Below are 16,788 nucleotides of genomic sequence, written 5' to 3'. Positions count from 1 at the left end.
AAAAGCGAAGCGACCGCCAAAGCTTCGCCTTCTACTTATTTTATGGCAGCACCATCTCCACCGCCGGAGCGGACTGCGGGTCGATATTGCGGCCCAGCGCGGTCAGCGCCGCCTGGTAAGGGCACAGCGTCCCGACATCGGTCGTCTGGCAGCCCGCCTGACGCCACTCCTGGCGCAGCAGCGGATGCTGGCTATCCGGCGTTTGCAGGCGGCGCAAATCGTCCAGACTTTGCGCCTGGAAGTAGACGCGCAGGTAGCGCTGACCGCTGCGGGTATCGCGCCAGCGTTCCAGCACCAGGCTGCTGCCCGGCGGGATATTGCCGCGGCTGTACCCTGGCAGCTGCCAGCTAAAGTCCATTAACGTCCGCACCATGGCGATATTCGTATCGTGCGCCACCAGCAGCAGCCAGCGCACGTTCGGCGCGGCGCTCTCTTTTACCCCTTCAAGCATGGCGTTGAGCAGAATCGAGCCGCGTTTTTGCGCGGTATAAAACACATCGTTGCTCAGATCGTAGTTCTCCGTCAGCAGCGGCAACAGGGCGGTTATCTGGCTGGAACGGGTAATATGGCCCCACGCCAGCTGGCTGAGAGGCAGGTTCTCGCTCCACCCCAGACGCAGCGTCTCAACCATATTGGCCATCACGCTCAGCCCGCTAATCGAGGTTTTGCCGCTTTTGCTCTGCTCCACCTGCCACGGTAGATCAAACACCGGGCAGGGCTTATCGGGTACGCAGACCGCGTTTTTCAGCAGCTGAATTGCCGGAGCCAGCGCCTGCCGACGCTGCGCCAGATCGCCGGCCTTCTTCTTCACTTCCGCCAGCTGGCGGGCGGGATCGGTTTGCGTAGCGGCAAATTTGTCGGTCTGAAACAGCGGATCCGCGTCGCCGCTGACGTGATGAATCATTACGCCGCAGCCGGGAAAGGCGCCGTCCACCAGCGCCTGGGCGGTGGCCCGCGTACGCTGCAGGGGGCTGGCGCGAACATAAATCTCACCGCTCGCCGGGCAGCCTGCCGTCAATAGCCCCAGTTGGCGAAAGCGCGCGCCCTCATCGCGCCCCTTATTGACGACGGCGGCATAGCCGTGGCCGGTCAGCTCGCCGTCGTGGGTGGTCCACTGCGTCCACGGACGCTGGGTCGCGGCTTCGATGGCCTCCCGGTTGCCCTCCGTCGGCGGACGAATGCCGTGGCGGCTGAGTTCAACCACTTTTTCCAGCGCATACTGCGTGGCGGCATGGCCCGGTGCGGCCAGCAGCGGCAGAGCGCAGGTAAGCAGCAGGCGTAGCAAAACCTGATGTCGTACAGGCATCATAAAATCTTCCTTATAAGTTAAAAGGTTATGACGAGAATGAGGTCTGACGTTCTATCGCGTGTCGCCTGGCGACAATCGCAGCGGTGGTAAAACAGAATAGCGCGGACACGAGGCCGGTGCCTACCCAAAACAGCGACAGCGTACTGAAGTCATATAGCGTTTTGCCGTTTTCGATCATTGAGGTTTTATCGATGATGATGCCGGTGAGAAACTCGCCGAGTCCCGCCCCCGCGTAGCTGGCGATACCGATAGTGCCGAGCGCGGCGCCCGCGGCTTTACGCGATGAAATATCAACCGCGATCAGTCCGCCAAGGAAGCAGGTCAACGCTCCGATGGTGGCGCCGAAGATAATCATCGCCAGAATATCGGTGTAGTAGCCGTGCGGCGACCAGAGCATCAGCGCGAAGCCGGCGGTGTTGAGCAGGCTGATAAACCCGGCCATCACGCTGCGGTTACGCGGGAAAAAGCGGTCGGAGAGCATCCCGGCGATAATGGTTCCGGCAATACCCGCGATAGCGTTGACCCCGATAATCCCGGACGCTTCGAGAGTAGAGTAGGCTTTATCCTGTTCCAGAAAGAAGATCCCCCACGAGTTCACTGCGTAACGGTCGATATACATAAACGCCGAGGCCAGGGCCAGCGTCCACAGGGCCGGGTTACGCAGCGCCAGCAGCTGGTTTTTAAATACCGAGCCGCGGGCTTCCGTCTCCTCCTGCGGTTCATCGCGAATGACGTTGATGGGCGGGAAGCCGCAGCTTTGCGGCGAGTCGCGCATAAACAACAGCATCAGCACCACCCCGGCGGCGCCGAGCGCGGCGGTCGACAGGTAGCCCATCTGCCAGCCGAATCCGGCAATCACCGCGGCGATCACCATATAGGTCATCGCTTCGCCGATGTTATGCGCCGTCGACCAGATCGCGTAAAAAGTGCCTCGTTCTTTACAGCCGTACCAGCGCGCCAGCGATACCACGCACGGGCCAACGCCCATCGACTGCGCCCAGCCGTTAATCCCCCAGAAGATTGCCAGCAGCATGGCGTTGCTGGTCATCCCCATCATCAGGTTCATTCCGGCGCTTAGCAGTAGCCCGAGGCTCATGTAGCGCACTACGTTGGCATGATCGGCAATAAAGCCGTTGACCAGCTTGCCGATGGCGTAGCTGAAAAATAGCGTTGAGCCGATCATGCCCAGCTCCGTTGGGGTTATGCCGAGTTCCACCAGCGCGCTTTTGGCGACGGTGAACGATAGCCGGCAAACGTAGAACGTGACGTACGCCAGGGTCATGGTGATAAAGGTTTGCCAGCGCACGCTGCGAAAGCGCCGCTCATCGAACTCTCCGCCCGCTTTGGGCGGCGAAGCGCGAAAAAATGCGATAATTCTTCCAGACATAATGGTATCTCCGAAGGTCGGAGGCCTGACTGATTAGTGTGGTTCGTCCGTGAGGTTTATCGTCGTTGTGTAGAGTACATAATCAGATAAAGCCTGACCCGATACGGTTAAGGTAATGGGTGACAAAGCATGTTTTTTAATTGTGGGTAGAGCGTCTTGCTGGCCAGCAGCAGCGGGTTGCCGTGACGAATCCCGTCGTTTGCCAGATAATCGTTGCTAAGGCCGCCCGCTTCGCGCATCAGCACCAGCCCCGGCAGCCCGTCCCAGGGGTTCATATGCGGTTCGTAGTAGCCGATAAGCCTGCCTGCCGCCGCCCAGGCGCTCATCAGCGCTCCGGAGCCGTTGCGGATAAACATCCCGCCGTCGCTCAGCAGCGCATCGAGGAAGGGCAGAAAGAGCGCAGGCGTCACGCGGTGCGAGGTGCCGACGCCCATCACTCCCTCTTTGACCGTCGCACCCGGATGCGGCGCGACAGGCGCATCGTTAAGCCATGCGCCCTGGCCTTTCAGGGCGTGGAACAGCTCGCGATGGTTGGGGTCGTACACCACGCCGATAACCGGTTCCCCGTCGGCGACGATAGCCAGCGACAGGCACCAGGTATGCAGGCCGTTAAGAAAACAGCTGGTGCCGTCGATAGGATCGACAACCCACAGGACGCGGGCGTCCGGCATCTGCGTTCCGCTCTCTTCGCCGAGAAAGCCGTCCTGCGGGAAGGCGTCCATAATGCGCTGCTTCACAAACGCTTCGACCTGTTTATCGGCGACGCTGACCACGTCCTGCAGGTCATCGCCTTTATGATCCACCGCCAGCCGGTCGCGCTGCTGATAGAATTCGAACGCCAGTTCCGCGCCGGCCTGCGCCAGCTCGCAGGCCAGGCGGTAGCGGGCCTGCAGTTCATGTAATTCCAGTGATTTCATCGTAACTCCCTATTTTGCACACGTGTGCAATTTGCCTGAAAAAAACAGCCCCGAAGGGCAAAATGAGTGTGGATGGATTAAAAAAATTATTCTGTGATCGCTCCGGCATAAAATGAATTTTTCATTTTGTACTTTGACGAACGATCAGTTTCACCGGCACTTCACGATGGCGTGACGGCAGACTGAATTTGGCGATCCGCGTGACCAGCAGATCCACCGCATGGTGGGCGAGCAGGGCAGTATTTTGCTGCACGGTAGTCAGCTGATAGGGCTGCCAGTCCGCCTGCGGGATATCATCGAAGCCGATAATAGCGGGTAGCGAAGCGGCGGGGTTGTCTGCCCGCAGACCGTCCAGGGCGCCGAGCGCCAGCATATCGGTGGCGCAGAAGAGCGCCTGCAGCTGCGGATGTGCGGCAAGCAGCTGTCTGGCGGCGGCAAATCCCGCCTGATAGCCGCTGCTGTCGCAGAAGTGCGCGGCGATCTCCATGCCCTGGCTATGGGCAACAAACGCTTCGTAGCGCTGGCGGGTGCTGAAGTTATCCAGACTTTCGCCGATAAACCCGGCCTGGCGCCACTGGCGCTGAGTACACAGGTCGGCGACCAGCTTCGCGCCCTGCGCGTTGTCGCTGCACACGCGATCGCAGCCGGCCAGGTCGGCGTGGCGGTTGATAAGGGTGACCGGGATTTTTCGCTCCAGATACTCCTCCGCCAGCGACAGCGGCGGCGCCCCGGAGGTAATAATGACGCCTGCGACGTGATAGCTCAGCAACTGTCTGAGCGACGGGGCGAGCTGCTGCGGATCGTCGGCGTTCATCAGCAGCGGCATAAAACCGTTGAGCGCCAGCTGGTGGACCAGCGGCGACAGCAGCTTACTGCGGAACGGGTTATCAAATCCGGCGGTGACGATGCCGATAAAGTTGCTACTGCCGGTGTTCATCGTGCGGGCGATGATATTCACCTGATAACCCAGCGTTTCCGCCGCGGCGAGAACCTTCTGGCGGGTTTTTTCCGCCACCGACGCGCCGGGGGTAAAGGTGCGGGAAACTGCGGAACGGGAGACGCCAGCGAGCCGGGCAACGTCCTCTGCCTTAATCCATTTTTTTTCGCTCATAGTATCAGGGTACGGGTTGTCCTCAGTGAGCCCGCGCCGACGCAGGAGCCCATCGTCGGCACGGAAAAAGTAGTAAGAAGGTACCACATAAATCCTCCGGCGAGCAGCGGGTTGACGCGGCACAGGTACCGCGCCAACGTCAGGCTTATGCCGGATAGCGAATCTGCTCCGCCTGGCGCTGCAAAATGATCTTACCGTGACGAATGGAGGTCAGCACTTTTGCCTGGCGGCGCAGCGCGTCATAGTCGTTTTCCGCATCGAGGATCAGCAGGTTCGCCGGGCGCCCTTCGGCAATACCGTAGTTATCGCCGAGGCACAGCGTGCGGGCGCTGTTATCGGTAATCAGATCGAGGCAGCGCTGCAAATCTTCGTATCCCAGCATATGGCAGATATGCAGCCCGGCGTCGAGAATGTGCATGATGTTACCGTTGCCCAGCGGGTACCACGGGTCCTGAATGGAGTCCTGGGCGAAGCAGACGTTGATCCCGGCGCGGTCCAGCTCCGCCACCCGCGTCACGCCGCGGCGTTTCGGCCAACTGTCGAAGCGCCCCTGCAGGTGAATGCTTTCGGTCGGGCAGGAGATAAAGTTGATGCCCGACGCTTTGAGCAGGCGGAACAGCTTCGAGCAGTAGGCATTATCGTAAGAACCCATAGCGCAGGTATGGCTGGCGGTGACCTGCGCGCCCATGCCGCGCACCCGGGCCTCTTCCGCCAGCACCTCCAGAAAGCGCGACTGCGGATCGTCGGTTTCATCGCAATGCACGTCCACCAGGCAGCCGTGGCGCTGGGCCAGGTCCATCAGAAAAACCAGCGAGCTGACGCCCTTATCGCGGGTGTTTTCGTAGTGCGGGATACCGCCCACCACGTCGGCGCCCATTTCGATGGCGCGGGTCATCAGCTCGCGTCCGCCGGGGAAGGACTCAATGCCCTCCTGCGGGAAGGCGACGATCTGCAGATCGATAAGATGAGCCGCCTCCTTTTTCACCCTCAGCATTGCCTCAAGGGCGGTCAGGGAAGGGTCGGTAACATCAATGTGGGTACGCACGTGCTGCACGCCGTTGTCGCGCAGCATGCCGATGGTTTTCAGCGCCCGCTGGCGGGTATCTTCGACGGTGACGCTCGCTTTACGCTGGCTCCAGCGGGCGATGCCCTCAAACAGGGTACCGCTCATATTCCACTCCGGCTCGCCCGCCGTCAGGGTGGCATCGAGATGAATATGCGGCTCGACGAACGGCGGGATCGCCAGCTTTTGCTCTGCGTCGATATCGTCGGCGTCAGCCGTCTGCACGGCGGTCTGCGCGGTGATGCTCTTAAACAGACCGTCCTCTAGCTCAAGGGTATAAAGCGCTTCTTGCTGGCGCAGACGCGCGTTGATAATTTTCATGGTTGTTCCCGTAAATGGTTTTGCGACATACGCCAGATCGCCAGGGCGACCGAGGCGTTGAGATGAAACTGCGGGTGGCTGACCGGATAGCGGGTCAGCTTTTCAATGCGTTGGATACGCTGATGCAGCGTGTTGCGGTGGATACCCAGCCGCTCGGCGGCCCGGACCACGTTGCCGCTCTCCTGAAGCAGCGTTTCCAGCGTCTCCATCAGCAGCCATGGGCTTTTGCGATCGGGTTCGATCAGACAGCCGAGGGTATCGTGCATAAAATCGCTCAGTAGCCCTGGGTCGCCGACGGCGGAGAGCAGCTTGATAAAGCCCAATTGCTGGTAGTCGCTGATGCGCTGGGCCGGACGCAGGCTATCGCTGAGGTCCAGCGCCTGACGGGCCTGCGACAGCGCGCGCTGATATTCCTGTAGCTGCTGCACCGGCGCCGAAAGGCCGCACAGCAGCGATAGCCCGTCGTCGCCCTCCGCCAGCGCATGCAGCCACGTCTGGAGCCACGTTTTCTGCTGATAAAACTCGCCCTCTTCATCCGGCAGCAGGAAGAGAAACATATTGCCGCGCTCGACCAGCGGAAAAGGATTGCCCTGCTGATTGAGCTGCTGCTGCAGGCGCTGGCGTACGGTGCGGCGGGCCTGCTGCAGCCAGGCCTCGGCCTGCTCCGGCGGAAACTGACGAAACAGGCGCTGGATACCTTCCAGCCGCAGCGCCGCTACCCGCAGCGGCCGGGTAAAGTCCAGCTGCTGGTGGAGCGCGCGCTGATGCAGAATTTGCAGGTCGGGAAAGTCGCCGGTTAACAGCTGCAGCAGAATATCGCGCTGCGATTGCAGGGCGTTTTCGCTGCGCACCAGCGCGGTACCGATGCGTTCGGTCACGATCACCATCTTCAGCAGATAGGGCTGTTCGATCAGCGGTATGCCCAGTTCATCGGCCAGCGCAATCAGGCGCGGCGGGATCGCCTGAATGTACGCATCGCCGGTGAGGATCACCATCCCGGCAATCCCGCGCTGCTTGCCCTCCATCAGCAAATGGATCAGGTTGTCTTCATCGCGGGGATGGTTGATCCCGGTGATGAACACCAGCTCCCCGCCCATAATCCATTCGGCGATATTTTCATTTTCCGCCACGTAGTACCAGCGCACCGCCAGCTGTAGCCCCTGCTTACCGGCGCGCAGGCGCATGGCGGAAAGCCCATCAAGGGCGAGGATTTCGCTCACCGTCAGACTCATGACTACTGTTCCACGACGGAATCAGCGGCGGGCTGGCGTTTGCTCAGACGAGTCAGCGCGATATAGACCAGCGCGGAAACGGTGATACCGACCAGCGGGGCGATCCACGGCGAGAGGTAGGCCACCACCGCGCCCACGGCGTAGGCGCTAAGCCCCAGCCAGTTAAAACGCGGCAAACGGGTGGTGTGCAGCAGCGGGTAGCGGCCGCCGCGATAAAACCAGTAGTCGGCGAGGATCACGCCGCCGATGGGGGGAATGATGCTGCCCAGCAGCACCAGGAAAGGAATCAGCATTTCATACATACCGCCAATGGCCAGCAGAATGCCGACCCCGGCGGCGACTACGGTCAGGGTGCGGCGACGCTCGCTGCGCAGCAGATGGCAGGCCGCCGCCGAGACGTTATAAATCGTCGGCCCCTGAATGGTCAGCAGATTGAGGCACAGCATCACCACCGCGGCGACCGACAGCCCCTGCAAAATCAGCACTTCCACGATATCAGCCTGCTGGTAAACGATGGCGCACCAGGCGCCGGCGATAATCATTAGCCCGTTGCCGATCAGGAAGCTACTCATGCTGGCGACGATGGCGGTACGGCTGGAGTTGGCCAGCCGCGTCCAGTTGGTCGCCTGGGTCGCGCCGCTGGCAAAGGTGCCGAATACCATGGTGATGGCCGCAGACCAGCTCATGGTTTCGCCGGGTTCGATTTGGGTCATCGCCTGCCAGCCGCCGGCGTGATGGGCGGCAAGGTACATCGACACCACCAGCAGAATAAACATCAGCGGCACCGATACGCGCGACAGCGCATCCAGCCCCTTGTAGCCCACCAGCGCGGTGACGCAAAACAGGATACCGAACAGGATCATCAGCGGAGTCGTCAGCGCCTCAGGAAGGGCGAGGATTTTGACCAGCGAGATGGCGACCGTCGCCGTACCCCAGGCGTACCATCCCAGCTCGGCGAAACCGAGGATAAAATCGGCGAGCTTGCTGCCGATTTCCCCGAAGCAAAAACGCCCCATCAGCACGGTATTTAACCCGCTGCGCGCGGCAATCCAGCCGAGCGACGCGGCGTACAGAGCCAGCAGAAAGTTACCGATTACCGCAATCCACAGCAGGTTAACGATGGAGAAAGAGACGCCCAGCTTGCCGCCCGCGAACATGGTGCCGGTGAAAAAGGTAAAGCTGAACAGAACCATCGAGATGGAAAATACGCCCTTGCGCCCGGAAGCGGGCGCTTCGACGAGTGGAAAATCATTGCTGTTTGACATGGTGGAACCTCTGAGTGGCTATCCGAATAGCGATGGCTGATGGGTAGCAAGAGGTATGCCAAAAAAATCAAGGCAGGCATAACACAAGAGGGTGGGCAATCTGCACATAAAATCGTATTTCTCGGTCGTCGATTGCCATCAATCTGTGCACAGTGCCATGTTTTGCACCATCGCGGGGCGCGGGGGTTGGCTACGGTAGCCGCATAAATACCGGGCGGAGGCTGGCGCCTCACCCGCCCTGAAAGACCGTGCCGAATTGACAAATGATGTCAATTTTGCGCCTTTTCCCGCTGGAACGATTAGCCATCTTTTTAACACTCCGCAGCCGGTAATTTTGGCGTCATGAAAATGTGTAGTTGTATTGTTGTTAAAAATCGTAATTACATATGCATTTCTGATATAACCATTCTCAATGTAAGTCTTTCCTGAAATATTGTTCGCTTACGTCGGCGGTGTTAGTATCGGGTAAATAGCCATTTAGACGGCTAAATACAACATCGCTAAACTAAGGAACTGCTATGTGGCAAGAAAGACTCGCGCAACTGGTCACCACCTGTCATTGGATTGGTGCGAAAGGTTGGGCGCCCGCTACCGGCGGCAATATGTCGGTGCGTCAGGATGAGACCTGGTGCTGGCTGAGCGAGTCGGGGCGCGATAAAGGTAGCCTGACGACGGAGGATTTCCTGCAGGTGGAGATCGCCAGCAATAAAGCGCCTTCCGGGCGTAAACCCTCAGCTGAAACCGGCCTGCATACCCTGGTGTATCGCCTGTTCCCGGAAGCGAATGTCGTACTGCATGTGCATACCGTCAACGCGACCGTGCTGTCGCGGATTGAAAAAAGCGCCACCCTGGCGCTACAGGGTTATGAGATGCAGAAAACCCTGGCCGGCCAGCACAGCCATCTTGATACCGTGCCGGTCGCCATTTTTGATAACGACCAGGATATCGACGCCCTGGCGGCGCGCATTGAAGATTATGCGCAGACCCACCCGCTGCGCTACGGCTTCCTGCTGCGCGGCCACGGCCTGACCTGCTGGGGCAAAGATATTCCCGAAGCCCGTCGCCAGCTGGAAGGACTGGAGTTTCTTTTCGAATGCGAGCTGATGCGCCGCCGCTACGAGCGCGACTAAATTTCCCTCCATCAACGGGTCAGGCATGGATTTTTATCTCGGAATTGATATCGGCACTTCGCGCGTGAAGGCGGTGCTGTTTGATCAACATTTTCAGGCGTGCGCCAGCGCGGCGCAGAACACCGGCCCGCGCCTGTCGGCCAACGGTGAAGCCGAACAGGATATGGCCCAGCTGTGGCAGTCGGTGGTGGCGATTTTGCGCGATATCGCGCAAAATCCGGCGCTGCAAAACGGGCGTTTACGCGCCATTGGCCTCGCCGGGCAGGGGGAGGGCGTCTGGCTCTGCGACGCCGAGGGCGAACCGGTCGGGCCGGGTATCCTGTGGAGCGACACCCGCAGCCGGGAACTGATGAACGAACTCCTCAGCCGCCCCGGTTTTGACCGCCGTTTCTTTGACGATACCGGTACCCATCTTCAGCCCTGCAACACCAGCATGCAGCTGTGCTGGCTCAAGCATCATCAGCCGGAGCGGCTGGCGGCGGCCCGCTATCTGTTCTTCGCCAAGGATTGGATCCGCTTTCGCCTCACCGGCGTCGCGGCGCTGGATCTCACCGATGCCAGCACCTCTTTGCTGAATCAGCAGAGCGGGAAGCTATCCGCGGTGGTGCTCAACGAGATGGGGCTGGCAGATTTACAACCTCTGTTTCCGCCGCTGCTGGCGCCGGACGCGCAGGCTGGCGCGCTGCGTGAAGAGGTCGCGGCGCTGACCGGGCTTCCCGCTGCCACACCGGTAGCGGCCGGCGCGCTGGATGTCTGCAGCGCGGCGCTGGGCTGCGGCGCGGTCAATGATGGCGACATTTATACTATTCTCGGCACCACCTGCTGCACCGGCATCGTCTGTCACGGTCGCCAGACGGTCAATGAGGGGACGCGCTACGTTACCCACACCGAAGCGGGCAGCTTTATTAACCTTTTTCCGATGCAGGCCGGGACGCCGAACATCGACTGGCTCCAGCAGCAGATTTCGCTGGATCCGGATTTACAGCAGCTGGAACAGCATATCGCCAGCGTTGAACCGGGCAGCGGCGGCGTCTTCTGGCAGCCTTATCTCAACGGCGAACGCGCGCCGTTCTTCAGCCCCGAGGCGCGGGCAGGCTATTTCGGCATTAGCCAGCACACAACCCGCGCAGAACTGCAGCGGGCGGTATTTGAAGGTCTGGCTTACGCTATCGTCGACTCGCTTCAGGGCTACCCGCAGGGCGGCGAACTGTACCTGACCGGCGGCGGCGCGGCTTCAGCGACCTGGTTGCAAATTATTGCCGACTGTACCGGCAGAACGGTGGTTTCCAGTACTTTCAACGAGCTTAGCGCGCGCGGTGCGGCGATTCTGGCGGCGCGCAGCGTTGATGCCCTCAGCCGCTATCCGGCGCTGGAGCAGACCCGCTATCGGCCCAATCCACAGGCGCACAGCCGCTACGTCGCGCTCTATCCGGTTTATCGCCTGCTACGCGAGCAGATGCTGCCGGTGTGGCACGCCCGCCGCGAGGCGCTTCAACGTATTTCTCAGGAACAACGCATATGAAAATTGTTTTTACCGCCGAACACGCCGGCGACCTCAGTGCTTTTCAGCAACTGGGCGAACTGCGGGTGGAAGGCTGGGCGCTGGGCAAGCCAAAGCTGAGCGCAGACCAATTGATCGAGCTGGCCCACGACGCCGAGGTGCTGGTGACCAGCTACGATGAGGTGACGGAAGCGGTGATCGCCGCCTGTCCGCGTCTGCAGGTGATCGCCTGCACGCGCGCCAATCCGGTGAACATCGATACCAAAGCCGCCCTGGCGCGCGGTATCCGCGTGCTCTATACGCCGGGGCGTAACGCGGACGCCGCCGCCGAGCTGACGCTGGGGCTGATGCTGAGCCTGGCGCGGCATATTCCGCAATCGCACGCGGCGCTGAAGCGCGGCGAATTCACCCACGCCGAAAACGCGGCGCAGGCCACCCAGAGCGGACTGCGCCGCGATGTGGTGTGGGACGTCAGTCCGCAAAGCCCTTACGAAGTGTTTAAAGGCAGCGAGCTGCGTAACAAAACCCTGGGGCTGATTGGCTACGGTAATATTGGCCGCCGCGTGGCGCGCATCGCTCGCGCCTTTGGCATGGCGGTGCTGGTGGTGGACCCGTTTGTCGCCGCCGAAGAGATTAACGAGCCGGGGCTGCAAAAAACGACCCTTGAGGGACTGTTCCGCGAGTCGGATATCGTAAGTCTGCATCTGAGCAGCGGCCCGCACAGCGATGGCCTGGTGAACGCGGCGTTGTTGAATAGCATGAAGCCGGGCGCGCTGCTGATTAATACCTCGCGCGCGGCGGTCGTGGATGAAGAGGCGCTGATTCACGCGCTGCGCCACGGCCCGCTGGGCGGCGCGGCGCTGGATGTCTACCATCGCGAGCCGCTGTGGCGCGATCATCCGTTTGTCACCGAGTTGAATAACGTCATTATCACCCCGCATATTGCCGGGGCGACGCGGGAGAGCATCGCTAAGCATACGGCGATGATTGCCGCCGACCTTCAGCGCTATGTCGCCGGTGAGCCGCTGCTCTATCAGTGGCGTTAACCGGCTTTTGCCGCCGCGCGATGCGGCGGCAAAGCTTGTTATCCGCGCCGGTTTGCCGCCATAAACTGCCGGGTATGCGGCCAGTCCACCACCCCTGCATCCGACCCCATCCCGGTCGCCACCAGCGCGGCGACGGCGGAAGCCACCTCGCATGCCTTTCTGACGCTTAGCCCGCGGGCCAGCGCGGCAATAAAGCCGCCGCAGTAGCTGTCGCCGCAGCCGGTGGTATCCACGGCATCGACCCGGTACGCCGGGATATGTTCAACGGCGCCGTCGCGGGTCAGCAGCCAGGAACCGTTCTCGCCGTCCTTCAAAATACAGGTCCCGACGCCAAGGGCAAAAAAGAAGCGGGCGATCGCTTCCGGCTGGGTCTCCCCGGAGAGATACGCCGCTTCTTCAAGGGAGGGCATAAAGTAGTCCACCGACGGCAGCAGCGGGCGCAGCAGTTCCAGGGTATGTTCATTGGGGGCAATCAAATCGAAGCTGGTGGTGACGCCGCGAGCCTTCGCCGCTTGCAGCAGAAGGGCGCTCTGCCCGCGATCCATCGCCGCCAGCAGGCCGGTGCCGCCGTGGTGCAGGAAGCGGCAGTCGAGGACGGCAGCAAACTCCTCTTCGCGGATAAAAAGCGTATCGGAAGCGCCCCGGCAGTGTAGCGCCGGGCGCTCGCCGTTGGGGCGGATAGGGAGGATCGTCGCCGACGTATCCTGCTGCGCGGTACGCTGGACCAGCGAACAGTCGATTCCCAGCCGTGCATAGCTGGCGAGTATAAAATCGGCCTTTTCATCTTCGCCGAGGCAGGCCACCGCGGCGGTACGAATGCCCAGCTTAGCGGCATTAATATTGGCTCCGGCGGCGGTTCCGGCGGGGTTCAGACGAATTTGTTCGATAAAGGCCACCCCGCCGCGCGGCGGGATGTCGATCACCGGGCGACCGGCGATATCCAGAATAGTCAGGCCGACAAAGACGGCGTCAAAAGCTGCCATAGGTGCTCCGCTTAACGGTGGGTCTGGCGCAAACGCGCCTGCCAGAAGGAGAGGGCCAGCGCCACCACCAGGATTACGCCAACCAGCGCATCTTTCACCAGGTAGTTCAGCCCCATCAGGTTCAGGCCGTTATCAATAATGGCGAGGAACAGCACGCCGCCGAGGGTGCCAGCAATGCTGACCCGGCCCAGCCGGTTAAAGGCGGTGCCGATAAAGACCGCAGCGATGGCATCCATCAGGTAGGCCTGGCCGGCCAGCGGCGTAAACTGGCGCAGGTTGGCGGAGAGAATGACGCCGCCGACGGCGCACAGCGCGGAGGCCGCTACCAGCACCCACAGCATGGTCCGGCGGTCGCGGATCCCGGCGATACGCGCCGCTTCGCTGTTCTGACCGATAGCGCGCACGTACTTGCCGAACAGCGTGCGTTCGGTCAGCAGCCAGGCCGCCAACCACAGCGCCAGAACTATCACCACCGGCGTCGGAATTCCGGCGACGGTGCCGACCGCCAGATCGTGATACTCCGGCGCCATCCGGCGGTAGGAGATAGAGCCGCCGCCGTCGGTATAGATGCGCTCGGCGCTGCTGGCGATAAACCAGGTGCCGAGGGTGGCGAGGAACGGGCGAATCTGGCAGACAAGGATCAGGAAGGCGTTCAGCAGGCCGATAATCACCCCGCCGAGCAGCGCGCAGCCCACCGCCGCCTGCCACGGCAGGTGCCAGGTTTTCAGCGCCACCAGCGCAAAGGCGGCGCCGAAATCCAGCGCCACGCCGACGGAGAGGTCAATCGCTCCGGCGCTAACGATAAGGGTCATCGCCATCGCCACGATCAGCAGAATCGCGCTGCCCTGCAGCAAATTGGCCCAGTTATCGAAGGTCAGAAATACCGGGTTCGCCCAGCCGAACAGGGCAATCGCCAGCAGGGTAATGATGCCGAACCCTGCCCGTGATAGCCACGCCAGCGGGCTGCTGCCGGTTTGTCCCGTAGAGGGGGTCTTGAGCGTCATCTGGCTCATCAGTTGCCTCCTTTATGTCTGACCGCTGACGCCGCCAGCACCACGAGGATCAGGCCGCCTTTGATCGCGCCCATCCAGAAAATATTTACTCCCAGCAGGCCGAGCCCGTTAGAGAGCGCGTTGACCAGCAACGCGCCGAGCAGCGCTCCCCAGATGGTGACCACGCGACGCCGCGAGAACGCCGCGCCGATAAAAGTGGCAAGGACGGTTTCCAGCAGTAGCGGCGTCGCCGTGCCGCTCGAGCTGCCTGAGCCCTGGCTGAGCAGCGGAAAAATCGCCAGACCGGCTGCGAGGCCCGCCAGCAGCCAGACGAGAAGGGTTAAACGGCGAACGTTGAGCCCGCTCATCTGCGCCATATCGCGGTTACCGCCCACCGCCTGTAAATGCTGGCCGAAGCGGGAGTGGTGGAGCAAAAGCTGAAACAGCGCGAAGACCGCCAGCAGATAGAGAAGCGGCCAGGGAATGCCAAAGAGAGCGTTATCGCGAAAGGCCACCATCAGCGGGTCGCTTACCGCGATGCGTCGCTGGCCGGTCAGCAGGTCGGTCAGGCCGGTGAAGGCTACCGAGGTCGACAGGGTCGCCAGCAGCGGCGGCAGGCCTGCCGCCAGCACCAGCACGGCGTTGACCGCGCCGCAGGCCAGGCTCACGGCGACCAGCAGCAGAATCAGCGCCAGGTAAGGGGTGTTCCACTCCGCCATACCGAGGCTGAGTAGCGCGACGCCGAGCACCGCGATGGCGGGCAGCGACAGATCGATACCGCCGGAAACCACGTCATCGCCGCCGACGGCAATCACGCAGACCAGGCCGAAACAGAGGATCGCCAGCGGCACGCTCTGTACCAGCATCATGCTGATATTCTGCCAGCTTAAAAAGAAAGGCGACTGCAGGCTGAGCCAGACCAGCAGCGCAAAAAAGAGAATCAGGGGGAATTTTTCGATAAGCGTCGTGATGCCCGGAAGGGGGCGGCGCTGAATATCTGCACTCATACCTGTTGTTCCTGTCCACCGTTAATCGTCACCAGCAGCGCGTCAAGCGTCAGCCCCCGGGTCGGGAGATTGGCCACCAGCTCGCCGCGCCACATCACCAGGATGCGGTCGCAAAGGCCGAGCAGCTCCGGCGCATCGCTGGATGAGACCAGCACGCCGCGACCGCGATCCGCCAGCTCGCGGGTGCGCTGATAAATATCGCTGCGCGCGCCGATATCCACCCCGAGAGTGGGTTCATCAAGAATAAAAAGCCGCGCATCGGTGCCGAGCCAGCGGGCAAGTATCGCCTTTTGCTGGTTGCCGCCGCTCATAAAGCGCACCGGCAGCTCCGGACGGCCAGGGCGGATGGAGAGCTGCTCAATCCAGCTGCGCGCTTTTGCCAGCGCCCGGCCGCGATGCTCCCAGCCGAAAGTGGCGGTCTCCGCTAGCGAGGCCAGATTGATATTGTCGGCGGTGGAGAAGGGGAGAATCAGCCCCTGATGGCGGCGGTCGCGCGGCACCAGCGCCATCCCCGCTCGGGTGGCCTGATACGGCGTGCGCAGCCGCTTCGGCTGGCCGTCGATGCTTATTGTGCCGCTGCGCGCGCGGCGCAGCCCATAAAGCAGATCGACCAGTACGTCGCGCCCGGCGCCCAGCAGGCCGGCGACGCCGACGATCTCGCCCGGCTGAATATCAAAGGTAATATCATTCAGATGGACGCCGTCGCTGAGATGGCGAACCGAAAGAACCGGCGCGGCGGCATCTACCTGTTGAGCGCTGCTCTGGCGCGGGGTATAGAGCTGTTCGATGTCGCGACCGACCATCATTTTAATCAGCGCGTCGGTGTCCTGCAGCAGCGCCCGGTCGGGATAGCCAACGACCTCGCCGTTACGCAGTACCGTGCCGCGATCGCAGAGGGCGGCGATCTCGTTGAGGTAGTGGGAAATATAGAGAATGCCGATCCCCTGCTCCCGCAGGCGCAAAATCGCTGAGGAAACCAGGCTGGCCTCCTGCGCTTCCAGCGGCGCGGTGGGTTCATCAAAGACCACCAGCTTTGCCGCGCCGTCAATCAGCGCCCTGGCGATCTGCACCAGCTTGCGTTCGGCGAGGCTGAGGTCGCGAATCAGGCGGCGGGGATTGATGTCCAGCTGCCAGCTGTCGCGGAAAAACGCTTCGGCGGCGGCATTCATCCGCCGCCGGTCCAGCGCGCCCCAGCGGGTGCGGTACTCCTGGCCGAGAAACACCGATTCCGCCACCGTAAAGTGGGGGATCAGATTGAGCTCCTGGTGAATGACGCGGATACCCAGCGCTTCAATCGCCGCTGGATTGCCAAGCGGCAGCGGCGCGCCGTCAAGGGTGGCGCTGCCGCTATCGGCCTGGTAGACCCCGGCGAGGATTTTTATCAGCGTCGATTTTCCCGCGCCGTTTTCGCCAATCAGACCGTGAATTTCACCGGGATTCAGAAGCAGCGTGACCGCATTTAATGCAGTCACGTTGGCAAAGCTTTTGCCGATCTGGTTCATCGCCAGACCAGCGGCGGGATTC

Annotated in this window: 14 protein-coding genes; 3 read left to right on the top strand and 11 right to left on the bottom strand. The window is 61.6% G+C overall.

The features are described from left to right. Positions 1–40: 40 nt before the first annotated feature. The 7 genes from ACSIPU_RS08895 to codB form a co-directional block, all read right to left on the bottom strand. Entirely contained in the window at positions 41–1,309 is a 1,269-nt protein-coding gene (locus ACSIPU_RS08895) for a histidine-type phosphatase (RefSeq protein WP_017146374.1), read from the bottom strand. 25 nt (positions 1,310–1,334) lie between these two features. Then, positions 1,335–2,696 carry an MFS transporter gene (locus tag ACSIPU_RS08890; RefSeq protein WP_004100101.1) on the bottom strand — a complete coding sequence of 454 codons (1,362 nt, stop codon included), beginning with the start codon at positions 2,694–2,696 and terminating at the stop codon, positions 1,335–1,337. A 107-nt stretch (positions 2,697–2,803) separates the two neighbouring features. After that, the gene (locus tag ACSIPU_RS08885) at positions 2,804–3,613 is read right to left on the bottom strand and encodes an inositol monophosphatase family protein (protein WP_004100102.1); all 810 of its coding nucleotides are present in this window, start codon (positions 3,611–3,613) and stop codon (positions 2,804–2,806) included. Between the two features lie 121 nt (positions 3,614–3,734). Then, a complete protein-coding gene (locus ACSIPU_RS08880) occupies positions 3,735–4,724 on the bottom strand; it encodes a LacI family DNA-binding transcriptional regulator (protein ID WP_029496856.1) in 990 nt (329 codons plus the stop codon). Positions 4,725–4,869: 145 nt separating this feature from the next. Continuing rightward, positions 4,870–6,108, bottom strand: a complete 1,239-nt coding sequence (gene codA / locus ACSIPU_RS08875) for a cytosine deaminase (RefSeq protein ID WP_017146371.1) — start codon at positions 6,106–6,108, stop codon at positions 4,870–4,872. Beyond that, positions 6,105–7,340 carry a PucR family transcriptional regulator gene (locus tag ACSIPU_RS08870; protein ID WP_017146370.1) on the bottom strand — a complete coding sequence of 412 codons (1,236 nt, stop codon included), beginning with the start codon at positions 7,338–7,340 and terminating at the stop codon, positions 6,105–6,107. The genes codA and ACSIPU_RS08870 overlap by 4 nt, the downstream gene beginning before the upstream one ends. A 2-nt stretch (positions 7,341–7,342) precedes the next feature. Further along, entirely contained in the window at positions 7,343–8,605 is a 1,263-nt protein-coding gene (gene codB / locus ACSIPU_RS08865) for a cytosine permease (protein ID WP_004100109.1), read from the bottom strand. A gap of 518 nt (positions 8,606–9,123) precedes the next feature. On the opposite strand from codB, the gene ACSIPU_RS08860 reads away from it, so the two are divergent. From ACSIPU_RS08860 to ACSIPU_RS08850, 3 genes are read left to right on the top strand one after another with little or no spacing between them, the layout of a single operon-like run. Continuing rightward, positions 9,124–9,735: a methylthioribulose 1-phosphate dehydratase gene (locus ACSIPU_RS08860; protein WP_004111298.1), complete on the top strand. Its 612-nt coding sequence runs from the start codon at positions 9,124–9,126 to the stop codon at positions 9,733–9,735. 25 nt (positions 9,736–9,760) lie between these two features. After that, positions 9,761–11,257 (top strand): FGGY-family carbohydrate kinase, encoded by a 1,497-nt coding sequence (locus tag ACSIPU_RS08855; RefSeq protein WP_017146369.1) that lies wholly within the window; start codon positions 9,761–9,763, stop codon positions 11,255–11,257. After that, positions 11,254–12,282: a 2-hydroxyacid dehydrogenase gene (locus ACSIPU_RS08850; protein WP_196557915.1), complete on the top strand. Its 1,029-nt coding sequence runs from the start codon at positions 11,254–11,256 to the stop codon at positions 12,280–12,282. Before ACSIPU_RS08855 ends, ACSIPU_RS08850 begins: the two co-directional genes overlap by 4 nt. A 38-nt stretch (positions 12,283–12,320) precedes the next feature. On the opposite strand, the gene ACSIPU_RS08845 is transcribed toward ACSIPU_RS08850, so the two are convergent. Genes ACSIPU_RS08845 through ACSIPU_RS08830 form a run of 4 tightly spaced genes read right to left on the bottom strand, consistent with a single transcriptional unit; the run spans position 12,321 to position 16,766 of the window. After that, complete coding sequence (locus ACSIPU_RS08845) at positions 12,321–13,265, bottom strand: carbohydrate kinase family protein (protein WP_196557912.1); 945 nt, start codon at positions 13,263–13,265, stop codon at positions 12,321–12,323. Between the two features lie 11 nt (positions 13,266–13,276). Then, entirely contained in the window at positions 13,277–14,278 is a 1,002-nt protein-coding gene (locus tag ACSIPU_RS08840; protein WP_024273906.1) for an ABC transporter permease, read from the bottom strand. Next, the gene (locus ACSIPU_RS08835; RefSeq protein ID WP_435321871.1) at positions 14,278–15,264 is read right to left on the bottom strand and encodes an ABC transporter permease; all 987 of its coding nucleotides are present in this window, start codon (positions 15,262–15,264) and stop codon (positions 14,278–14,280) included. The genes ACSIPU_RS08840 and ACSIPU_RS08835 overlap by 1 nt, the downstream gene beginning before the upstream one ends. Next, positions 15,261–16,766, bottom strand: coding sequence for a sugar ABC transporter ATP-binding protein (locus tag ACSIPU_RS08830; protein WP_029496855.1), 1,506 nt, complete (start codon positions 16,764–16,766; stop codon positions 15,261–15,263). Before ACSIPU_RS08830 ends, ACSIPU_RS08835 begins: the two co-directional genes overlap by 4 nt. Positions 16,767–16,788: the final 22 nt, after the last annotated feature.

This window comes from Klebsiella sp. HN106, assembly GCF_051209435.1.
Lineage (GTDB): Bacteria > Pseudomonadota > Gammaproteobacteria > Enterobacterales > Enterobacteriaceae > Klebsiella > Klebsiella oxytoca.
Note: the sequence above shows the minus strand (reverse complement) of the source record. Positions and strands in the feature narration are given on the sequence as shown.

Bases quoted from the DNA above. Each gene is read 5' to 3' on its own strand.
- ACSIPU_RS08830 (WP_029496855.1), bottom strand. From the start codon at position 16,766: ATGAACCAGATCGGCAAAAGCTTTGCCAACGTGACTGCATTAAATGCG.
- ACSIPU_RS08890 (WP_004100101.1), bottom strand. From the start codon at position 2,696: ATGTCTGGAAGAATTATCGCATTTTTTCGCGCTTCGCCGCCCAAAGCG.
- ACSIPU_RS08885 (WP_004100102.1), bottom strand. From the start codon at position 3,613: ATGAAATCACTGGAATTACATGAACTGCAGGCCCGCTACCGCCTGGCC.
- ACSIPU_RS08870 (WP_017146370.1), bottom strand. From the start codon at position 7,340: ATGAGTCTGACGGTGAGCGAAATCCTCGCCCTTGATGGGCTTTCCGCC.
- ACSIPU_RS08845 (WP_196557912.1), bottom strand. From the start codon at position 13,265: ATGGCAGCTTTTGACGCCGTCTTTGTCGGCCTGACTATTCTGGATATC.
- ACSIPU_RS08835 (WP_435321871.1), bottom strand. From the start codon at position 15,264: ATGAGTGCAGATATTCAGCGCCGCCCCCTTCCGGGCATCACGACGCTT.
- ACSIPU_RS08850 (WP_196557915.1), top strand. From the start codon at position 11,254: ATGAAAATTGTTTTTACCGCCGAACACGCCGGCGACCTCAGTGCTTTT.
- ACSIPU_RS08895 (WP_017146374.1), bottom strand. From the start codon at position 1,309: ATGATGCCTGTACGACATCAGGTTTTGCTACGCCTGCTGCTTACCTGC.
- ACSIPU_RS08855 (WP_017146369.1), top strand. From the start codon at position 9,761: ATGGATTTTTATCTCGGAATTGATATCGGCACTTCGCGCGTGAAGGCG.
- ACSIPU_RS08840 (WP_024273906.1), bottom strand. From the start codon at position 14,278: ATGAGCCAGATGACGCTCAAGACCCCCTCTACGGGACAAACCGGCAGC.
- codB (WP_004100109.1), bottom strand. From the start codon at position 8,605: ATGTCAAACAGCAATGATTTTCCACTCGTCGAAGCGCCCGCTTCCGGG.
- codA (WP_017146371.1), bottom strand. From the start codon at position 6,108: ATGAAAATTATCAACGCGCGTCTGCGCCAGCAAGAAGCGCTTTATACC.
- ACSIPU_RS08880 (WP_029496856.1), bottom strand. From the start codon at position 4,724: ATGAGCGAAAAAAAATGGATTAAGGCAGAGGACGTTGCCCGGCTCGCT.
- ACSIPU_RS08860 (WP_004111298.1), top strand. From the start codon at position 9,124: ATGTGGCAAGAAAGACTCGCGCAACTGGTCACCACCTGTCATTGGATT.